14 protein-coding genes are annotated in these 18,096 nt (G+C 71.7%); 10 read left to right on the forward strand and 4 right to left on the reverse strand.

From position 1 onward, the window contains the following. The first annotated feature begins 343 nt into the window (after positions 1 to 343). The 9 genes from ACFYXK_RS10780 (at position 344) to ACFYXK_RS10820 (ending at position 9,848) form a co-directional block, all read left to right on the forward strand. Complete coding sequence (locus ACFYXK_RS10780) at positions 344 to 1,513, forward strand: hypothetical protein (protein ID WP_389410802.1); 1,170 nt, start codon at positions 344 to 346, stop codon at positions 1,511 to 1,513. Then, on the forward strand, positions 1,510 to 2,304 hold the full coding sequence (locus ACFYXK_RS10785) for a WecB/TagA/CpsF family glycosyltransferase (protein WP_389410803.1): 795 nt from the start codon (positions 1,510 to 1,512) through the stop codon (positions 2,302 to 2,304). Before ACFYXK_RS10780 ends, ACFYXK_RS10785 begins: the two co-directional genes overlap by 4 nt. Then, positions 2,304 to 3,560 (forward strand): nucleotide sugar dehydrogenase, encoded by a 1,257-nt coding sequence (locus tag ACFYXK_RS10790; RefSeq protein WP_389410804.1) that lies wholly within the window; start codon positions 2,304 to 2,306, stop codon positions 3,558 to 3,560. Before ACFYXK_RS10785 ends, ACFYXK_RS10790 begins: the two co-directional genes overlap by 1 nt. Positions 3,561 to 3,582: 22 nt before the next feature. Then, a complete protein-coding gene (gene wecB, locus ACFYXK_RS10795; protein ID WP_389410805.1) occupies positions 3,583 to 4,674 on the forward strand; it encodes a non-hydrolyzing UDP-N-acetylglucosamine 2-epimerase in 1,092 nt (363 codons plus the stop codon). Between the two features lie 137 nt (positions 4,675 to 4,811). Further along, positions 4,812 to 5,669 (forward strand): chain length determinant protein, encoded by an 858-nt coding sequence (locus ACFYXK_RS10800; RefSeq protein WP_389410806.1) that lies wholly within the window; start codon positions 4,812 to 4,814, stop codon positions 5,667 to 5,669. Next, positions 5,641 to 7,209, forward strand: a complete 1,569-nt coding sequence (locus ACFYXK_RS10805; protein WP_389410807.1) for a lipopolysaccharide biosynthesis protein — start codon at positions 5,641 to 5,643, stop codon at positions 7,207 to 7,209. The genes ACFYXK_RS10800 and ACFYXK_RS10805 overlap by 29 nt, the downstream gene beginning before the upstream one ends. A 377-nt stretch (positions 7,210 to 7,586) precedes the next feature. Next, on the forward strand, positions 7,587 to 8,321 hold the full coding sequence (locus ACFYXK_RS10810) for a hypothetical protein (protein WP_389410808.1): 735 nt from the start codon (positions 7,587 to 7,589) through the stop codon (positions 8,319 to 8,321). Next, the gene (locus tag ACFYXK_RS10815; protein WP_389410809.1) at positions 8,318 to 9,130 is read left to right on the forward strand and encodes a glycosyltransferase family 2 protein; all 813 of its coding nucleotides are present in this window, start codon (positions 8,318 to 8,320) and stop codon (positions 9,128 to 9,130) included. Before ACFYXK_RS10810 ends, ACFYXK_RS10815 begins: the two co-directional genes overlap by 4 nt. A gap of 40 nt (positions 9,131 to 9,170) precedes the next feature. Then, positions 9,171 to 9,848 carry a class I SAM-dependent methyltransferase gene (locus ACFYXK_RS10820; RefSeq protein ID WP_389410810.1) on the forward strand — a complete coding sequence of 226 codons (678 nt, stop codon included), beginning with the start codon at positions 9,171 to 9,173 and terminating at the stop codon, positions 9,846 to 9,848. A 90-nt stretch (positions 9,849 to 9,938) separates the two neighbouring features. On the opposite strand, the gene ACFYXK_RS10825 is transcribed toward ACFYXK_RS10820, so the two are convergent. Next, complete coding sequence (locus ACFYXK_RS10825) at positions 9,939 to 10,925, reverse strand: glycosyltransferase family 2 protein (RefSeq protein WP_389410811.1); 987 nt, start codon at positions 10,923 to 10,925, stop codon at positions 9,939 to 9,941. After that, positions 10,865 to 12,916 (reverse strand): O-antigen ligase family protein, encoded by a 2,052-nt coding sequence (locus tag ACFYXK_RS10830; RefSeq protein WP_389410812.1) that lies wholly within the window; start codon positions 12,914 to 12,916, stop codon positions 10,865 to 10,867. Before ACFYXK_RS10830 ends, ACFYXK_RS10825 begins: the two co-directional genes overlap by 61 nt. Before the next feature lie 95 nt (positions 12,917 to 13,011). Between ACFYXK_RS10830 and ACFYXK_RS10835 the strand changes: the two genes are divergently transcribed. Continuing rightward, entirely contained in the window at positions 13,012 to 13,689 is a 678-nt protein-coding gene (locus ACFYXK_RS10835) for a hypothetical protein (RefSeq protein WP_389410813.1), read from the forward strand. 65 nt (positions 13,690 to 13,754) lie between these two features. Here the strand turns inward: ACFYXK_RS10835 and ACFYXK_RS10840 are convergent, their stop codons facing one another. Together ACFYXK_RS10840 and ACFYXK_RS10845 are read right to left on the reverse strand one after the other, a co-directional pair. Beyond that, the gene (locus tag ACFYXK_RS10840) at positions 13,755 to 14,801 is read right to left on the reverse strand and encodes a glycosyltransferase (RefSeq protein WP_389410814.1); all 1,047 of its coding nucleotides are present in this window, start codon (positions 14,799 to 14,801) and stop codon (positions 13,755 to 13,757) included. Further along, complete coding sequence (locus ACFYXK_RS10845) at positions 14,798 to 18,091, reverse strand: DUF4082 domain-containing protein (RefSeq protein WP_389410815.1); 3,294 nt, start codon at positions 18,089 to 18,091, stop codon at positions 14,798 to 14,800. Before ACFYXK_RS10845 ends, ACFYXK_RS10840 begins: the two co-directional genes overlap by 4 nt. Positions 18,092 to 18,096 lie beyond the last annotated feature (5 nt).

Raw genomic sequence — 18,096 nt, forward strand, 5'->3', positions numbered from 1 at the left:
GGGATCTGAGCAGGCAACAGGCTTTGTTCAGTGGGGGGTTGTACACGACGAGGGCATCGCGGACCAGGTGACGGACGGCGCATCATCGCGCCCGCCCGACGCTGCCTCCGCGCGTGCTCCGGTCCGGGGCATCGCTGGGGGGATCCAGTGGGCGGCCCCGGACGGTTCGTGCCATCGGGGGGATCACACCGTCGGCACGTGCGCCGTCATGCGCATTCCCCTCCGCGGAACGACGACCGCCAGGTCTGTCCGAGGAGCGATCAGAGGGGGTAGGTGTGTTGGAGCCGTACAGCTCGGACATACGAGGTGCGCGCAGCACACGGGGAACCGGGGTGGGGACCCGGTGACCGCCGCACGATTAGAAGCACTGGCCCACGAAGACCCGTCGCTGCACGCGCTCGCCGAGCGCCTGCTCGCGCTGGCCGAGGCGGGACTGCCCGACATGTACCTGCCGGGCTCCGACACCTTCGTGTTCACCCGGGTGGGGACGGTCACCTCCGACGGCATCCGCCGGGTGGAGGGTCGCGGAACGAGCACCCGGTACGCGGCCATCACCGCGCTGGGGGCGCGGTTCCTGCCCGAGGAGCGCCAGCGCGCCCTGTTCGGCGGGCACAGCGTCGAGGAGTACGCAGGTCTGCTGGTGGAGCGGCTGCCCGTGGTGACGAACCTCGGGGACGCGGCGCTCATCGCCTGGGTCGCCGCCGAGACCGAGCACCCGAAACTGGCGGACGCCCTCGCGCGGGTGGCCGCGCTGGACGTCCCCGGCCGGCCGCAGTACACCGTCGAGGCGGCCTGGGTGCTCTCCGCCCTCGTCGCGGCCCGTACCTCGGCGGACGTGGAGCACCGGCTGGCGGCCGCCCGCGACCGCCTGCTGGCGGCCAGGGCGGCCGGCGGTCCGCTGTTCCCGCACGCCACCGGGCCGGGGCTGGTCCCCGGGTACCGCTCCCACGTGGCCTGCTTCGCCGACCAGACCTATCCGCTCCAGGCGCTGGCCCGGCTGCACGCGAGCGGCGCGGACCCGGACGCCCTCGCGGCCGCCGACGCCTGCGCCGCCCGGATCTGCGCGCTCCAGGGGGACGGCGGACAGTGGTGGTGGCACTACGACGCCCGCACGGGCGGCGTGGTGGAGGGCTATCCCGTCTACAGCGTGCACCAGCACGCCATGGCTCCGACCGCCCTGTTCGACCTCGCCGAGGCGGGCGGCACCGACTTCGGCGCCGCCATCCGCCGCGGGCTGCGCTGGATGACGGAGGTGCCCGAGATCAGTGGGCCCGAGGGCACCCCGCGCGAGCCCGTGATCCTCGAGAAGTACGGGGTCACCTGGCGCAAGGTCTACCGCGGTGACCCGGCCAAGGCCGTGCGCGCCGCCCGCGGAGTCACCACCAAGGTGGCCCCGCAGGCGCGGCTGGCTCCGCTCGACCGGATCTTCCGCCCCGTCGTGATCGACCGCGAGTGCAGGCCGTACGAGTTCGGCTGGCTGCTCCACGCCTGGCTCGGGGGGCCGCGGAGATGAACCTGCGCACACCCTCGCGCCAGACCCTGTTCGGGGTCACCCTCGACGCCCTGACCATGGACGAGACCGTGCAGCGCTGCCTCGATGCGGTACGGCGCGGCGAACAGATCGAGATCGGCATGGTCAACGCCGCCAAGCTGGTCAACATGCGGCGCGACCCCCGCCTCGCGGCGGCGGTCTCCGGCTGCGACCTCGTCCTGGCCGACGGCCAGGCCGTGGTGTGGGCCGGCCGTGTCCTCGGTGTCCGGCTGCCCGAACGGGTCGCGGGAATCGACCTGTTCATGCGGCTGCTGGCCGCCGCCGAGACCGCGGGCGTCCCCGTCTACCTGCTCGGCGCCCGGCCGGACGTACTGGACCTGATGCTCGGCCGGATCGCCGAGCGCTTCCCGGCGCTGCGCGTGGCCGGCAGCCGCAACGGCTACTTCGACGACTCCGACCAGGCGGCGGTCGCCGACGCCGTCGCGGAGAGCGGCGCCCAGCTGCTGTTCCTCGGCATGACCTCGCCCAAGAAGGAGATCTTCACCGCCGGCTACGGCAAGCGCACCGGCGCCCACGTGGTGCACGGTGTCGGCGGCTCCTTCGACATCCTGGCCGGCATCACCAAGCGGGCCCCCGTGGTCTGGCAGCGCATGGGCCTCGAATGGTGCTACCGGGCCCTGCAGGAGCCGCGCCGCCTCGGCAGGCGCTACCTCACCACCAACACCGCCTTCCTCCTCATGACGGTCCGCGAACTCATCCGCCGCACACCGTCTGCCACACCGTCTGCCGGTTCCGCGAACAGGAGTCACTGATGCGCGTCGTCGTCGTGGGACAGGGATACGTAGGCCTCCCGCTGGCCGTCAGGGCCGCCGAGGTCGGGCACCAAGTGGTCGGGTACGACGTGGACGCCCGGCGGGTCAAGAGCCTCGCCGCCGGCGAGTCGTACGTGGAGGACGTCTCCTCCGAACGGCTGACCCGGGCGCTGGAGCGCGGCTCCTACCAGCCCAGCGAACTCGCACGCGACTGCGGCGGCTTCGACATCGCGGTCGTCACGGTCCCGACCCCGTTACAGGACGGTGCCCCCGACCTGCGCTACATCGAGGAGTCGGCGCACACGCTGGCCCGCTTCCTGCGGCCCGGCGCGACCGTCGTCCTGGAGTCCACCACCTACCCGGGCACCACCGAGGAGCTGTTCGGCCCGATCCTGGAGGACGGCTCCGGCCTCACCGCCGGAGCCGACTTCCACCTCGGCTACAGCCCGGAGCGGATCGACCCCGGCAACACCGTCTGGGGCTTCCAGCAGACGCCCAAGGTCGTCTCCGGCGTGGACGCCGCCTCGCTCAAGGCCGTGGAAGCCTTCTACGGAGGCCTCGTCGACAAGACGGTGCCGGTGCGCTCGCCCAAGGAGGCCGAGCTGGCGAAGCTGCTGGAGAACACCTTCCGGCACGTGAACATCGCCCTGGTCAACGAGATAGCCATGTTCGCCCGCCACCTCGACATCGACGTGTGGCAGGCCATCGAAGCCGCATCGAGCAAGCCGTTCGGCTTCATGAAGTTCACCCCGGGCCCCGGGGTCGGCGGACACTGCCTGCCGATCGACCCGTCGTACCTGTCCTGGCGGGTGCAGCGCGAACTCGGGCAGAACTTCCGCTTCGTCGAGCTGGCCAACGACATCAACAGCCACATGCCCGAGTACGTCGCGCGCCGCGTCATCGACGCGCTCAACGCGAAGCGCCGCTCGGTCAACGGCTCCCGGATCCTGCTGCTGGGGCTGGCGTACAAGAAGAACACCGGAGACGCCCGGGAGTCGCCGGCGGTGCGCATCTCCCAGCTGCTGCTCGACATGGGCGCCAAGGTGCGCGCGGCCGACCCCCACGTGGTGGAGGGCCTCAAGGTCGACGCCCGCCTCGTGCGGGTCGAACCGACCCGCAAGGAGCTGGCCGCGGCCGACGTGGTCGTCCTGCTCACCGACCACGACTCCTTCGACTACGCGATGATCACCGAGCACGCCTCCTTCGTACTCGACTGCCGCAACCGGCTCTCCGGTCCCGCCGTGGAGGTGCTCTGACACCGTGCCCAGGATCATCTGCGTGGCCGGAGCACGGCCCAACTACATGAAGATCAAACCGGTGATGGACGCACTGGAGCGCCGCGGCGCCGAGGTGCTCCTCGTCCACACCGGCCAGCACTACGACGAGTCCATGAACGACGTCTTCTTCCGCGACCTCGGCATCCGTCCCCCCGACCGGTACCTGGGCGCCGGGTCCGGTACCCACGCCCAGCAGACCGGCCGGGTGATGGCGGCGTTCGAGCCGCTGGTCGACGAACTGGCCCCGGACGTCGTGGTGGTGGTCGGCGACATCAACTCCACGCTGGCCTGCGCCCTGGTCACCGCGAAGGCGGGCCCGCTGCTGGCCCACGTGGAGGCAGGACTGCGCAGCCGGGACTGGGGCATGCCGGAGGAGGTCAACCGGGTCGCCACCGACCGCGTCAGCGACTACCTGCTGGCCCCTTCCCCCGATGCGGCCGCGAACCTGCGGTCGGAGGGGTACCGGGAGGACCAGATCCACGTCGTCGGCAACGTCATGATCGACACCCTCTTCGCCAACCTGGACCGGGCCCGGGCCTCGGACGTCCTGGACCGGTACGGGCTCACCCGCGGCGGTTACGGCCTGGTCACCCTGCACCGGCCGGCCAACGTGGACGACCCCGGGGCGCTGCGCGGCCTGCTGAAGGCGCTGGGCGAGATCGCCGACCGCTGCCCGCTGCTGCTGCCCGTGCACCCGCGGGCGGCGGAGCGGCTGGCCGAGATCGGGGTCCCCGGCGGGATCCGGATGGTCCCGGCCGCCGGATACCTCGACTTCATCGCCCTGCAGGACGCCGCCCGGGTCGTGCTCACCGACTCCGGTGGCGTCCAGGAGGAGACGACCGCCCTCGGGGTGCCCTGCGTGACGCTGCGGGAGAACACCGAGCGGCCGATCACCGTCGAGGAGGGCACCAACGTACTGGCGGGCACCGACCCGGGGCGCATCACGGCCACGGTGAACCGGGTGCTCGACGATCCGCCCGCGGCACGCTGTCCGGAGCTCTGGGACGGCCGCGCGAGCGAGCGCATCGCCGGGGTCCTGCTGGACGGCGGGGCCACGGGGACCCGGTTGCGGCCGACCGACCTGGCCCCGTAGCGCGGCCGCCGGTCCGCACCGGAGCCACCGGGCAACACCGCAACACCGCAAGAACGCAAGAACGCAAGAACCGTAATCACCGAAATGAAAGAGCGGCGGCGCGTGGAGGACACGGCGCCGCCGCGAGGGGGAAGACCATGGATCTCGCGGAGATCTGGCGGGTCATGCGCAGGCGCTGGTACGTGCTGCTGCCCGGACTGCTGCTCACGGCCGCGCTCGTCGCAGGCGTCTACCTGCTGGTGCCGGTGGAGTACCGGTCGCAGAGCACGGTGACGCTGCTGAACTCGAAGAAGGCCACGGTGGCCTTCGACGGCAACCCCTTCCTCAGCACCCAGGCCTCGCTCACCGGCATGGCCGACGGCCTGGCCCGCAACCTCAACTCCGACGCCTCGTTGGCCGACCTCAAGGAGCTGGGCGTCACCGGAACCCCCGAGGCGAAGATCGCCGACAACGCCCTGGGCCCGTTCATGTGGCTCACCGTCAGCGGGAGCGACCCGGACCGCGTCCTGGAGTCGGACCAGAAGCTCACCGCCTACGCCGAGAAGCAGCTGACCGAGTTCCAGGCGAAGCAGAAGGTCGCCCCGGACGCCATGATCCGCATGGCGACCATCGTGCCGCCGCAGAAGCCGGTGGCCGAGACCAAGACCAGGATCCAGTACCTCGCCATGGCCGGGGGCCTGGGCCTGGTGCTCAGCATGGTCGCCGCCTTCTACGTGGAGGCGCGCAAGAGGTCGCACAAGCCCGGGCCCCGGCCGCCGGCCCAGGGCGCCGCGCCGCAGGAGGAGGAGAAGACCGCCCCCGTCCCCTCGACGGGGGAACCGGCCGCGGGAGGGACGCGCGCCGTCCGGCGGCGGCCGAGCTGGTCGCGGTCCGGCGACGACGGGCCGGCCGCCGCAGAGCCCGAGGCGCCACAGCCCGCCATGACCGTGGCGTCCGACGCCGAGCCGCTCGACGAGGAGTCGACACGTGGACACCGCCCGCGCACCGGACAGTGAGACCGGTGAGCCGAGCGACGCCCCCGCTCCTCCCGCGCCCGCACCCCCCGCTCCTGCCTCGCTCGGCCGGAAGGTCCGTTCGGCTGCCCGGTGGAGCCTGATCAATACCGTCGTCATGCGCCTGGGCAACTTCGCGACCGGCATCGTGCTGGCGCGCTTCGCCCTGGGCCCCGCGGAATGGGGCGTGTACGGGATCGCCCAGACCGTGCTGCTGGTCCTGCTGTCCGCGAACGAGCTGGGCGTGGGCCTGGCCATCGTGCGCTGGGAGGGGGACGCACGGCGGTTCGCGCCGACCGTGCTGACCCTCAGCACCCTCTCGAGCGGTCTGCTGTACGTGGCACTGTTCGCGGCGGCACCGACGGTGGCCGGCCTGCTCGGCTCGCCGGACGCCGCGGGCGTACTGCGGGTGATGTGCCTGTGCGTGGTGATCGACGGGGTGGCCCAGGTACCCGGCGGCTTCCTGACCCGTGAGTTCGCCCAGGGCAAGCGGATGATCATCGACGCACTCAACTTCGTGCTCAGTACCTCGGTGACGCTGCTGCTGGCCTTCGAGGGCTGGGGCGCGATGAGCTTCGCCTGGGGAGCCGTGGCGGGGAACGTCGTGACGCTGATCGGCTGCTCGCTGGCCGCACCGGGCACCCTGAAGTTCGGCTGGGACCCCGGGCAGGCCCGGGCGCTGCTCAGGTTCGGGCTTCCGCTGGCGGGGGCGAGCATGCTGGCCCTCGCGGTGGTCAACGTCGACACCATGGTGGTGGGCGCGACGGTGGGCAGCGTGTCCCTGGGCTTCTACGTGCTCGCCTTCAACATCTCCGGCTGGCCCGTGAGGATCATCTCCGAGGCCGCCCGCCGGGTCTCCTTCGCCGGCTTCTCCCGCCTGGCCGACTCGCCGCAGGCGCTCGCGCAGGGCTACAGCCGTGCCCTGGGCGTACTGATCACCGGCACCGTCCCGCTGTGCGTCCTGCTGGCCTGCCTGGCGCGGCCGGTCATCGAGCTCGTCTACGGGAGCCAGTGGGGGCCCGCCGCCGCGGCACTGCCCTGGCTGATGGCCCTCGGCCTGATCCGCATCGGCTGCGAACTCTCCTACGACTGTCTGGTCGCGATCGGACAGCGCCGTTCGCTCTTCCTGGTGCAGGGCCTGTGGCTGGCGGCCCTGGTCCCGGTGCTCCTCGTCGCCGCCCGTCTGAACGGCATGGTCGGAGTCTCGCAGGCCCATGTCCTGGTCGCCGGCGGCATGGTGGTGCCCGTGTTCCTGTACGCCCTCAGCCGTGGAGGCATCGGCGTCGGCTCGATCGCCAGGGCCTGCGCGTGGCCCTTCCTCGGCGGCGCCGTGATGGCCGCGATCATCCTGGGCCTGGAGCGCCGGTTCGGTGACGGCCGGCTCGCGCTGCTGGCCATCGGCGTGATCGCGCTGGCCGGCTACACGCTCTGCGTACTGCCCAGCCGCGACTTCCTGCGCGGCGTCGGACCCGGCGACCGGCACCACCGCGGCCGGCACCGGTCGTCCGCACCTGTTCGACCGACCCAACAGGACGTGAGGTGAGCCCGATGTCACGGCGCATCAGCCGAAACTCGTTCGCGGGACTGCTGCTCGCAACGTTGCTGGCGCTTCCGGGCGTGGCCTGCTCGGGATCGGACCGGTCCGCTCCGGCGGGCTGCCCGGACGACGCGCCGTCCTGCCCTGCGAGCGGGTCCCCCGCACCATCGAGCGCCGGTGCGCCGACCGCATCCGGTCAGGCGAGCGGCGGCCCCGCCGCCTCCGCGTCCCCGTCGGGGAAGCCCAGCGCGACGGCGGGCGCCGGCGGCGCGTCCGGCACACCCGCGGCACAGGCCGCTTGCGCCTCTCCCGGCGCCTGCGGATTCCCCGACGCCGGCACCACCGGTCCCCGGATCCCCCTCACGCCCCACAAGACCGGGAACATGTCCGTCCGTACCGACGGGCAGGTCATCCAGGGGTGGGACATCACCGGCTCGCTCGACATCTACGCGAACGACGTCACCGTCATCGACAGCAAGATCACCTCTGACAACTGGTGGGGCATCAACCTGCGCCCCGGTTTCAGCGGCCTGCGGGTCCTGCACTCCACCATCACCGCCGTGTCCGGCAAGGGGCCGGACAACGGCGGCGTGGACTACGCGGTGTCGAACATGGGGGGCAGCTCCGTCGAGGTCGGCTGGTGCGACGTCTCGGTGTTCGGCGACGCCCTGTCCATGGGACAGGGCAACATCCACGACAACTACGTGCACGACATCGTCCCGTTCATCAACCTGAGCGGCGAGTGGCAGCACACCAACGCGGTGATCAGCGGCGGCGGCAACACCGGGAACCTGGTCATCCGCCACAACACCCTGCTGAACCCGACCGGCCTGGGGCAGGGCGCCTCGGGCGGCATCGGCCTGTTCGCGGACACCGGTGTGGTCCGCAACGTCACCGTGGACAACAACTGGGTGGCCGGCGGCGCGTACGCCCTCTACGGCGGCAGTACCGGCGCCACCGGGATCAAGGTCACCGACAACGTCTTCTCGACGGAGTTCCACCCCGCCTCCGGCGGATACGGCGTGGTCGCCCACTGGAACCACGGCGGCGCCGAGAACGTGTGGCGGGGCAACCGGATGTCCGACGGCCGCCCGATCCAGCCGGAGCCGGCCCCGTGACCGGCGTCGTGACGCGCCGCATCGCGCGGGCGCCCTGGACGCTGCTCAAGGCCTGGTTCGGCTGGCTGGTCCTCTTCGAGGCCAGGAACAAGGTCCTGCTGGCCCGAACCGCGGTGCGGCTGCGCCGGATCGAGGACGCCGAGACCCGACGGCTGGCCGCCGCCCTGCCGTCGCCGCCCTCCGCACTCATCGCCACGGTGATCGCCACCCACCGGCGCCCCGAGGCGCTGCGTGCCGCGGTGCGCTCGGCCCTGGACCAGACCGTGCGCGACCAGGTCGTGATCGTGGTCGACGACGGCGCCGGACTGCCCGAACTCCACGCCGACCCGAGGCTGTTCGCCGTCTCGCTGGAGCGCAACACCGGCGTGGCGGGCGTCGTGCGCAACGTGGGCATCCGTCTCACCCGCTCGCGGTACGTGGCGTTCCTGGACGACGACAACCTGTGGGAACCCGACCACCTGGAACGGACGTTGGCGGTCCTGGAGTCCCCCGGCGGGCCCGCCGGCGTCTACACGGCACTGCGCCGCGTCCTGCCCGACGGCAGCGAGAAGGACGTCCTGTCGGTGCCCTACGACCGGCGGCGCGCCGCCCGCGAGGCCTTCCTGGACACCAACGCCTTCGTCGCCCGCCGAAATCGCTCCCTGCACTTCAGCCGTCTGCGCCGGACACCGGAGGTGCTGCCCCGCGAGGACTGGGAGCTGATCCGCCGGTACGGCCGCCGGCACCGGGTCCTGCATGTGCCGCACCCCACCGTGCGGTACCTGATGAATCCGGCCAGCTTCTACACGCAATGGCGACAGCCCAGTTGAGGCTCGCCCTTATCCGCTCCGACCACAGGTGGTTGATCCGATGCCCCGATCCCGAGCCCTCAGGAACAAATTCGTCGACGCGCCCGGCTCGCTGGGCGAACGCATGCGCATCGCCCGCTGGGAGCGGTTTCGACGCTGCTTCCCCGGCATCGAGAACATGCGCGTCGTGGACCTGGGCGGCACGGCCGAGATGTGGCTGCGCGCACCGGTGCGCGCCAAGCACGTCCACCTGATCAATCTGGAAGAGCATCCCGCCGAACTGCCCGACTGGATCACTGCGGAGATCGCCGACGTCACCGACCCGGTGGTCGCCGCCGAGCTGAGCGCCCAAGGCGGCTACGACCTGGTGTTCTCCAACTCGACCATCGAGCACGTGGGCGGCCACGTCCAGCGCCGGAAATTCGTCTCGGCCGTCGAGCAGCTGGCGCCACTGCACTGGATCCAGACGCCGTACCGCTACTTCCCGGTCGAGCCGCACTTCGTGGCGCCCGGCTTCCAGTTCCTGCCCCTGGCCGCCAGGGCGCGTCTGGTGCGGTACTGGCCGCTGGTCCACAGCCGCCCCGACAGCCCGGAGGCGGGGATGGACGCGGTGATCAACATCGAGCTGCTGACCCGCACCGAAATGCGCTATCTGTTCCCCGGATCGGCGCTCCTCAGCGAGCGGGTGCTCGGTGCCCCGAAGTCGCTCATCGCCGTGCGCACGGCGCCCGTGTGCTGAACGGCCTGATCGGATGACCGGCGACGCGGCCACCTCCTCTCCCGAGCAGGTGGCCGCCGAGCATGTCGGCGAGGTCCGGCGGCGGTCAGGTCAGGGTCCCGGCGTGGCGCGAAGGGCACCCGGCCGGGCGAGTGCGGCCACGGCCGCGCGGCTGGCCGGGCGGCCGAGCAGGGCCCGCGAGGTCTCCCGGAGCAGGACGGCGGCTCGGAAGGCGGCCGTGGCGAGGGCACCGTGCCGACGCCGGTACAGACGGACGCGGTTGAGGGTGAGCAGGGTCCAGAGCCGTGGGGAGACCCGCGAGTCGCCGCCGAGGTGTACGGCTTCGGCGGCCGGCTCGAGTCGGGTCCCGAAACCCCGGTCCCGCGCGCGCAGGCAGTATTCGGTCTCCTCGGAGTAGAGGAAGAAGGACTCGTCCCACGGGCCGCAGGCGGCCAGGCAGGCCGCAGACAGGGCCATCAGGGCTCCGGTCGCCCAGTCCGCGTCCGTGGGCCCCTCGTACGCCGCGGGGTCCGTGACCAGTTCGCTCAGGCGGGGGAAGCGCCCGGCCCGGCGGTTGCCGATGACGGCCTCGCCGAGGGCGCGGGTCACGCTCGGCTCCCGGCGGAGCGAGTGTACGAGGGTGCGGCCGTCCTCCTCGTACAGCAGGGGCACGCTGATCCCGACCCTGCCGCCCTCGGCCGGCGGGGTCTCGAGCACGTCCACGAGCACCTTGGCGCAGCCGCGCCGCATCCGGATGTCCGGATTGCACACCAGGGCGGCGCGGAAGCCCCCCTCCCACGCGGCGGCGGCCTCGAGGGCGGCGTTCACCCCGGCCGCGTATCCGGCGTTGCGGCCGGTCTGGACGACGGTCGCGGCCGGGGCCAGCGAATGGACCAGATCCACGGTGCCGTCGGCCGAGTCGTTGTCGGCGACGACCAGGCGCCAGTCCAGCCCGGCCATGCCCTCCGGCAGCGAGGCGAGGAACTCCGGGAGCACCCCGGCGCTGTTCCAGGTGACGACGAGAACGGCGACGGGGCCTAGGGAACCGACGGGACCGGCGGAGCCGACGGGACGGACGGGGTGGACGGGACCGGGCACGGGGACTCCACGGTTCGGGGCTTCGGCGCCTCGCGCCGGATGAAGCCGAGGTAGCTGCCTCCGGCGGCGATCGTCAGGAAGAACATCCCGGCGAACATCGGGAAGCTGAGGGCGTCGAAGGTGGCGCTGATCACCAGGGAGACCAGGGCCGAGGCGAAGAAGGCCTGCCCGAGTTCACGGTCGGATTCGGTACGGGCCAGCCTGCGGATGGCACCGCCCTGGTGGATGCCGGTGAAGAAGAGGGCCAGGAGCGCGATCAGCCCCAGGAAGCCCATCTCGGCCAGCGTCAGCATGTACTGGTTGTCCGTGAAGAAGAACAGTTCGGGCAGGAAGGTGCCGAAGCCCCGCCCGAACAGGGGGCGTTCGTCGAGGTAGGGGACGATCGCGCTGTACTTGACGGTGCGCGCCTGGGTGCTGCTGTCGGAGTTCGTCAGGAAGGACCCGAACAGCGTGGTGATGGTGCCGATCAGCCCCGGGACGATCACCTTGAAACAGGGCACCGAGCCCAGGAGCAGGCCGATCGCCGTCCACCTGCGCTGCGGTTTCCAGCGGAGCACCATGACCAGGACCACGATGAGCACCCCGATGATGGAGGTCCGCGACACCGTGAGCGGCAGGGCGCCTCCCATCAGCACCACTGGCCCCCAGCGGCGCCAGGCGCTCAGGTGCCGGCGCACCGGATCGAAGGCCTGCTGCACGGCGAAGGGCAGCAGGATGGCGAGCATCCCGCCGAACTCCAGGGGCTGCGCCGTGGTGGAGCGCGGGCGGGTGAAGGAGCCGCGGTCCAGGGTGGTGATCTGGCCGACGGCCGACTGGAGACCCGGAATGCTGATCTTGTCGGCGATGTTGGTCGCGGTGAAGAAGTCGTAGTAGCCGATCGCGGCCACCACCGCGCCCATCACCACGGCCCTGCGCAGCAGTGTGTCCAGGCGCGCCCGGTCCTGGATCCCCGCCGAGACCAGCACCGTCAGGGACACCCACACGAGCAGCCCGATCAGGCCGCGGTCCGCCGCGAGGACCTCCTTCTGGGAACTGCCGCGCGTCGCGTTCGCGAGGTACGAGGCCAGCACCGAAACGGCCAGCAGGCACATCACGACCCGGGGCAGCCGGGTGCCCGGGGCCGGCCGGATGCGGCCGGTGATCCAGGCGGCCAGGTACCAGAACAGACCCAGCAGCGCGAAGACGTTGGCCGGGGTGCCCACCCCGCCCATCCCCGGCAGCGTCAGGTTCGAGGGGATGAACACGGCCAGCGCCAGATAGCCGCTGAGCAGTGCGACGGCGTCCAGCTGCCGGGCCCGGGGCCTGCGGCGCACGCGCGCGGCGGGCCCGCCCGCCCCGCCCGCCCCGGCCGCGGCGGCCTTGAGTCGGCGCAGGCGCCGGCGACGGTGGGCCACCAGCAGGGTCTCCGTCACGAAGGAGAGCGTGAAGCCCGCGACGAGGGAGACGATGACGACGCCCAGCACCTGCTGGTACCGGCTCTTGAGCTGGGGCACCGGGGTCTGCGGCAGCACCACCGGGGCCGTCTGCACGAAGTACGCGGGCTGCACCTTGGCCGCCGCCTGGAGCGCGTTGAGCTGCTCGCCGGCGAAGGTGGTGAGCGTACTGGTCTCCTCGAGCACCTTCGAGCGGTCGGTGCCGGTGACGGTCAGGGTGAGGATCGGGCCCGAGGTGTTGGCGGCGAAGCCGACCGTGTAGGGGTCGCTCACGCCGAGGCCCTGCAGATCGCGCGCCGCGTCGGCTCCCGACAGCGTCCGGATCAGCACGTCGGCGGTCACGACCAGCGAACCGCCCGCATTCGAGATGGGGTTGCCGAAGGCGGGGGCCAGTTCGGCCACCGCCGTGGAGTCGAGCAGCGCCACGGAGCTCTGCGACTGGTACGCCACGGGCACCGACCGGTACAGGTGCAGTGCGGCGAGGAGTCCGACCAGTGTCAGGGGCACCATCACGTACCAGCGCCGCCGCAGTACGGCGGTTATCTCACCGATGCTCACGAACGCCCCCTCGTGCCTGCCGGAACCGATGGCGGGCGGACCCGCGTCCTGGAAAGATCGAACGCGACGGAAGGAATCCTGTGTCGCCTGGTGAGTTGTTCCGCACGCTTCGCCGCCGCTGGTACGTCCTGCTCCTGGTGGCGGTGCTCGCGGCCGCCGGGGCCCTGCAGGTGCTCCGCCCCACGCAGACCTATGTGAGCTCGGCGATCGTCGTGCTCAAGCCGCCGGTGACCGGCCGGCAGCCCAATCAGCTCGCAAATCTCCAGCCGCCGCTCGCCGCGGTGTCCTACGGGGCGGTCCGGCAGCTGGAATCCCCGGCCGGTGCGGCCGAGTTGCGTGCCGCCGGGGTGACGGGCACCTACCGGCTGATCCCGCGCAACAGCGGCACCAGCGTCACGCCCCGCTATCTGATCCCCTCGCTCCAGGTGCAGGCGGAGCACACGGAGCCCGCCGCGGCCAACCTGGCCGTGCTGAAGGTCGTCGAGGCCTATACGAAGCACCTCACGGACATGCAGGCCGAGCAGCAGATCCCGGAACCGGCGCGGATGAGCGTGACCCTTCTCGTACCGCCGACGGCGGTGGCGCAGACCGGTACCAAGAGCCGCGGGCTGGCCGGGACGGCGCTGCTGGCCGGGGTGTGCGCCGTGACGGCCGCCGTGTGGACCGATCAGCTCGTGACGCGCCGGAACCGGCGCCGGCGCGGGAGCGCCGACACCGGTCCGGGTGGAGACGGGCCCGAGCTCCGGGTGCCCGCCGCCGCGGCGGCCCGCTGAGAAGACGGGCCGCCGGGCCGGTGCCCCGGGGAAGGGGCGGTGGTGCGGACGGTGCTGCTGGTTCATCAAATCCCTCGGCGCTTCCAGGACTGCCACCAGAGCCACTCGCGCCCGCGGTCGGCGACGGCCGAGAGCACCAGCGGCTGGAGGTACGGCATCGCGCGGGCCCCGATCCGCCGCCGCAGGCGCAGGGCCCGGTACTCGGCGAGCGAGGTGTAGCCCGGCAGGCACTCGGCGGCGAACGCCTCCAGCTCCTCGACGGGCACCACCGCGGTGCGACCCCGGTCGTACGCGCGGTAGGCGCGCCGCAGCGCGTACCGGGCGAGCCGGGTCCGCGCCAGGTCCGACAGCCGGCCGGCGTCCGGGAGCAGGCCGCCGCACTTGTCCAGCACCGAGTCGAAGGCGACGAGGCGCTGGCGCAGGTCGTCGAGCTGTCCGCCGAAGTCCGTGGTGGACATGTTGTTGCCGTGGACGCGGTAGAAGGCCTGGTCGGCCCCGCGGACGTAGCCCACGTCGGCGTGCGCCGCGAGCCGCATCCACATTTCGATGTCGCCGGCGTGCGGGAGCTCCGGGTCGTAGCCGCCGACCTTGCGCTGGAGGCTGGTGCGGACGACCACCTCGGGTGAGGTGATGCACCCGGTGCCCTCCCGGAAGCGCCGCTCCAGCCACCACTGCCCGGGGTAGACCACCGAGCCCGTGCTCCGGGTGCGGGCCGCGGGCAGCGGTCCGCCGTGCTGGAACCGGAGCGGCCTGCCGTAGGCGAAGCCGGCCTCGGGGTGGGCGTCGAGCAGCGCCGCGGCGCGGACCAGGGCCCCGGGGACCAGCCGGTCGTCGGCCGAGAGCAGGGCGACGTAGTCCCCGTCGGCCCACTCCAGCAGGCCCTCGTTGTAGGTGGCGATGTGGCCCCGGTTGCGCGCGTGGACGAGGACCTCGATCCGCGGGTCCGCGGCCGCCAGGGCGCGCGCGACGTCCGCGGAGTCGTCGGGCGAGGCGTCGTCGATGATCAGGACCCGTACGTCGACGCCCTCCTGCTCGTCCAGGACGCTCTTGACGCAGTCGGCCAGGAAGTGGCCGTACTTGTAGCAGGGGATCACCACGCTGACGGTGCTCACTGGCCGGTCACCTCCGTGGAACCGTCCGACGCGAGGCCGGCCGGCGCCGTGGTGGTGAACACCGGGCCGACCCAGTAGTTCACGGAACCGTAGGTGTTGGCGGGGAAGGCGGCGGAAGCACCGTACTTGTACACGCCGTTGGCGCCACCGCTGCCGTCGGCCGGAGCGACCAGCGGGTAGGAGCGGTGCGCGGCGGAGAAGTAGCCCCCGTCCACGGCGTACTTGCCGTTCGGCGCGTGGTAGGAGGCCACGTAGCCGGTGCCCGCGGTGATGGGTACCGGGGTGGCGAAGTGGAGCTGCTGCCAGCCCGAGAGGGTCTCGCTGCCGAAGGTGCCGGTGGCGAGGAGCGTGCCGGTGGACGACCACAGGCTGCCGGTGTGCGTGCCGGTGTTCCCGGGGCCCTTGTAGAAGGTGATGCCGGTGACGTAGCCGCTGACCGCGGACTGGAAGCGGGTGCCCAGCTCGACGGAGTTGGTGTCGTCGGGGACGCTCGGGGTGCTGGGTACGGTCGAGGAACCCCACAGGGTGCAGGGGCAGTTGACCGTGGGTGGGCTGGTGCTGGTGGTGAACGTCCAGGTGACGGGCGCCGCCATGGTGTTGCCCCACAGGTCGGCCGCCTGCACGGAGGCCGTGTACGTGGTGTTCAGCCCGAGTTCGGTGGACGGGGTGAAGGTGGCGCTGTTGGAGGCGCTGAGGACCTTGTTGCCGGGGACGGTGGCCCCGCCGGCGTCCTTGAGGGTGAAGGCGAGGGTGTCGGAGTCGATGCCCTCGCTGAAGGTGGCGCCCAGCTGCGCGGTGATCGCGGTGCCGACGGCCGCGGACTGCGGGGTGGTGGCGGTGACGGAGGGCGGTGTGGTGCTCGCGGTGGAGGTGTCCAGGACCGCGTCGACCCAGTAGTTGCTGCCGGACGCGGCGGTGGAGGGGAACCCGCCCGTGGCGCTGTAGCGGTACACGCCGTTGCCCCCGTCGGTACCGCTGCGCAGCGCGGTGAGCGGGGCCAGCCCCGCGTCGGCGGTGGCGAAGGTGTTGTCGAAGGAGTACCCGCCGTGAGGGGCGAAGTAGGAGGCGATGTAGGTGGTGTTGGCCTTGACCGGGACCGGCGAGGAGAAGTTCAGCTGCTGCCAGCCGGACGCGGTTTCGTTGGTGAAGGTGCCGGTGGCCAGTCGCTGGCCGGTGCTGCTCCACAGGCTGCCCGTGTGGGTGCCGGTGTTGGCCGGGGACTTGTAGAAGCGGACACCGGTGATGGACCCGGGCGCCGAGGAGCGGATCTTCACGCCGAGTTCGACGGCGCTGCCGTCGCCGGCGTTGACGGTGCCCGGTACGGAGGCGGCCGGCCAGACGGTGCAGGGGCACTGCTGGGGGCCGACGGTGACCGGGACGGTGGTGGTGGCGCCGATGTTGACGCTGTCGTCCACCGCACGGACCTTGAGCTGTACGGCTCCGGGGGCGGTCGGGGTCCACTTGTAGCTCCAGGAGCCGATCCCGGTGGTCGCCTTCCAGGTGGTGCCGCCGTCGGTGGAGACCTCGACGCGGGCCACGACGCCGCCGGTGTCCGTGGCGGTGCCGCTGATGGTCACCGGCCGGAGGGCGGGGACGGTGACGCCCGAGGCGGGGCTGGTCACGGTGACGGCCGGTCCGGTGGTGTCGGTGGAGGCGGTCGTGGCGACCAGGTCGCTCTGCAGGGACTTGGGCTGGACGCCCATGTCCGCGAAGACGTTCACGGTGGCCTGCTGCATCCGCTTGTCGGCGGTGACCACGGTGTCGTCGGGGTTGCTCGTGGGCATGTTGGTCAGGCCCCAGGACCACTGCACGGTGCCCGCGCCGAAGACCAGGGCGTGCGAGGTCTGGTCGCGGAAGGCGACCAGGCTGTGGGTGGCGGTGCCGTTGCCGTAGGTGTTGCCGTAGTCGAGGCGCAGTTTGCCGTCGTTGATGTCCACGGTCGTGGAGGACATCTGGATCTGGCCCGGCGGACGGGCCGCGTCCTCCACGTCGCTGTCCCATTCGTACCCGAGGGTGCCGACGGGGAAGGTGGCGGTCTGGGAGGGGGTGAGGGCGGCGACGGTGGTGTTGCGCCACAGCCTCATCCTGGCGAAGGAGCCGGGAACGGTGATGGCGTCGCTGCGGTAGCCGTTGACGCTGAACAGCGAGCCGGTCAGCTGGTTCTGCGGCTGGTAGGGCCGTCCGTTGGCGGAGCTGGCCGGGTCCATGAAGGTGCCGGTCCAGATCCCGCTCGGGTCGGGGATGCCGTTGGGCTGGGGGAAGGAGAGCTTGGTCTCCTTGTAGCAGACCAGGGTCCGGTTGGCGGTGTTGGTGCCGTCGTTGCTGGGGGCCAGCCGGGTCTTCCAGAAGACCTCGTTGCCGCTGAAGTAGGTCTGGTTCACGCCGGCGCGGCGGGCGGTGAGGGCGTTGGTGAACTGGTCCTGCGTCCAGTACTCGTCGTGCCCGGAGGACAGGAAGACCTTGTGGTTCTGCAGCGGGGCCGCGCCCCGGGTCGACATGTCGATACCGGAGACGTAGCTGACGTCGTAGCCGTTGCGTTCCAGCCAGGAGAGCATCTGGTACTCGGAGCCGTAGATGCCGTTCTCGCCGCCGATGTCCATGGGCCGGTTGTAGCTGACCTCGTAGGCCCGGCCGTCGGGAGCGGGACCGGCGCCTCCGTAGAGGTCCTGGCCGCCGTAGTCGTTGTACGCCTGCCAGGTCTGGTCGCTGGTCTGGACGACGATGTCCGAGTGGCTGGAGTCGCTGCGGACGACGAACGGGTAGGGCATGACCCCGTTGCCGTCCGCCTGGTCGAAGTTGGCGATGTACAGGCCGGACACGGCGTCGGACGGCACGGCCCACGTCGCGGTGACGGGCCAGTTGCCGCAGTCGACCAGGCCGGTGGCGGGCTTGGTGGTGCAGCTGCGGGGGTTGCCGCCCGGCAGGAAGTTGGCCGGGTAGGTCTGGGCCGCCTGTGCCGCGGTCGACAGCAGGCGGGCCCCGTTGCCCCCGTAGTAGCCCAGCCGGTAGACCGAGACGTGGTACGGGGTCGACGACTGCACCTTGAACTGCACGGTGTCGCCGGCCTGGACGCTCATCTGGGCACTGAAGCCCTTGATGTCGCCGTAGGCGCTGGGTGCGAACCAGTCGGACATCGGCGTGCCCGGTTTGGAGTTCTCGCACACGATCGCGTTGGTGCCGGGACCGCAGGGGTCCGCGGCACCCGCCACCGCCGGCGGTAAGAGCGCGGTCATGAGCGCCGCGACCACGGTGAAGAGGCCGTACCGGATCAGCCTTGTCCGTCTGTTCATCTGTA

The sequence above is a fragment of the Streptomyces sp. NPDC002209 genome (assembly GCF_042890265.1).
Lineage (GTDB): Bacteria > Actinomycetota > Actinomycetes > Streptomycetales > Streptomycetaceae > Streptomyces.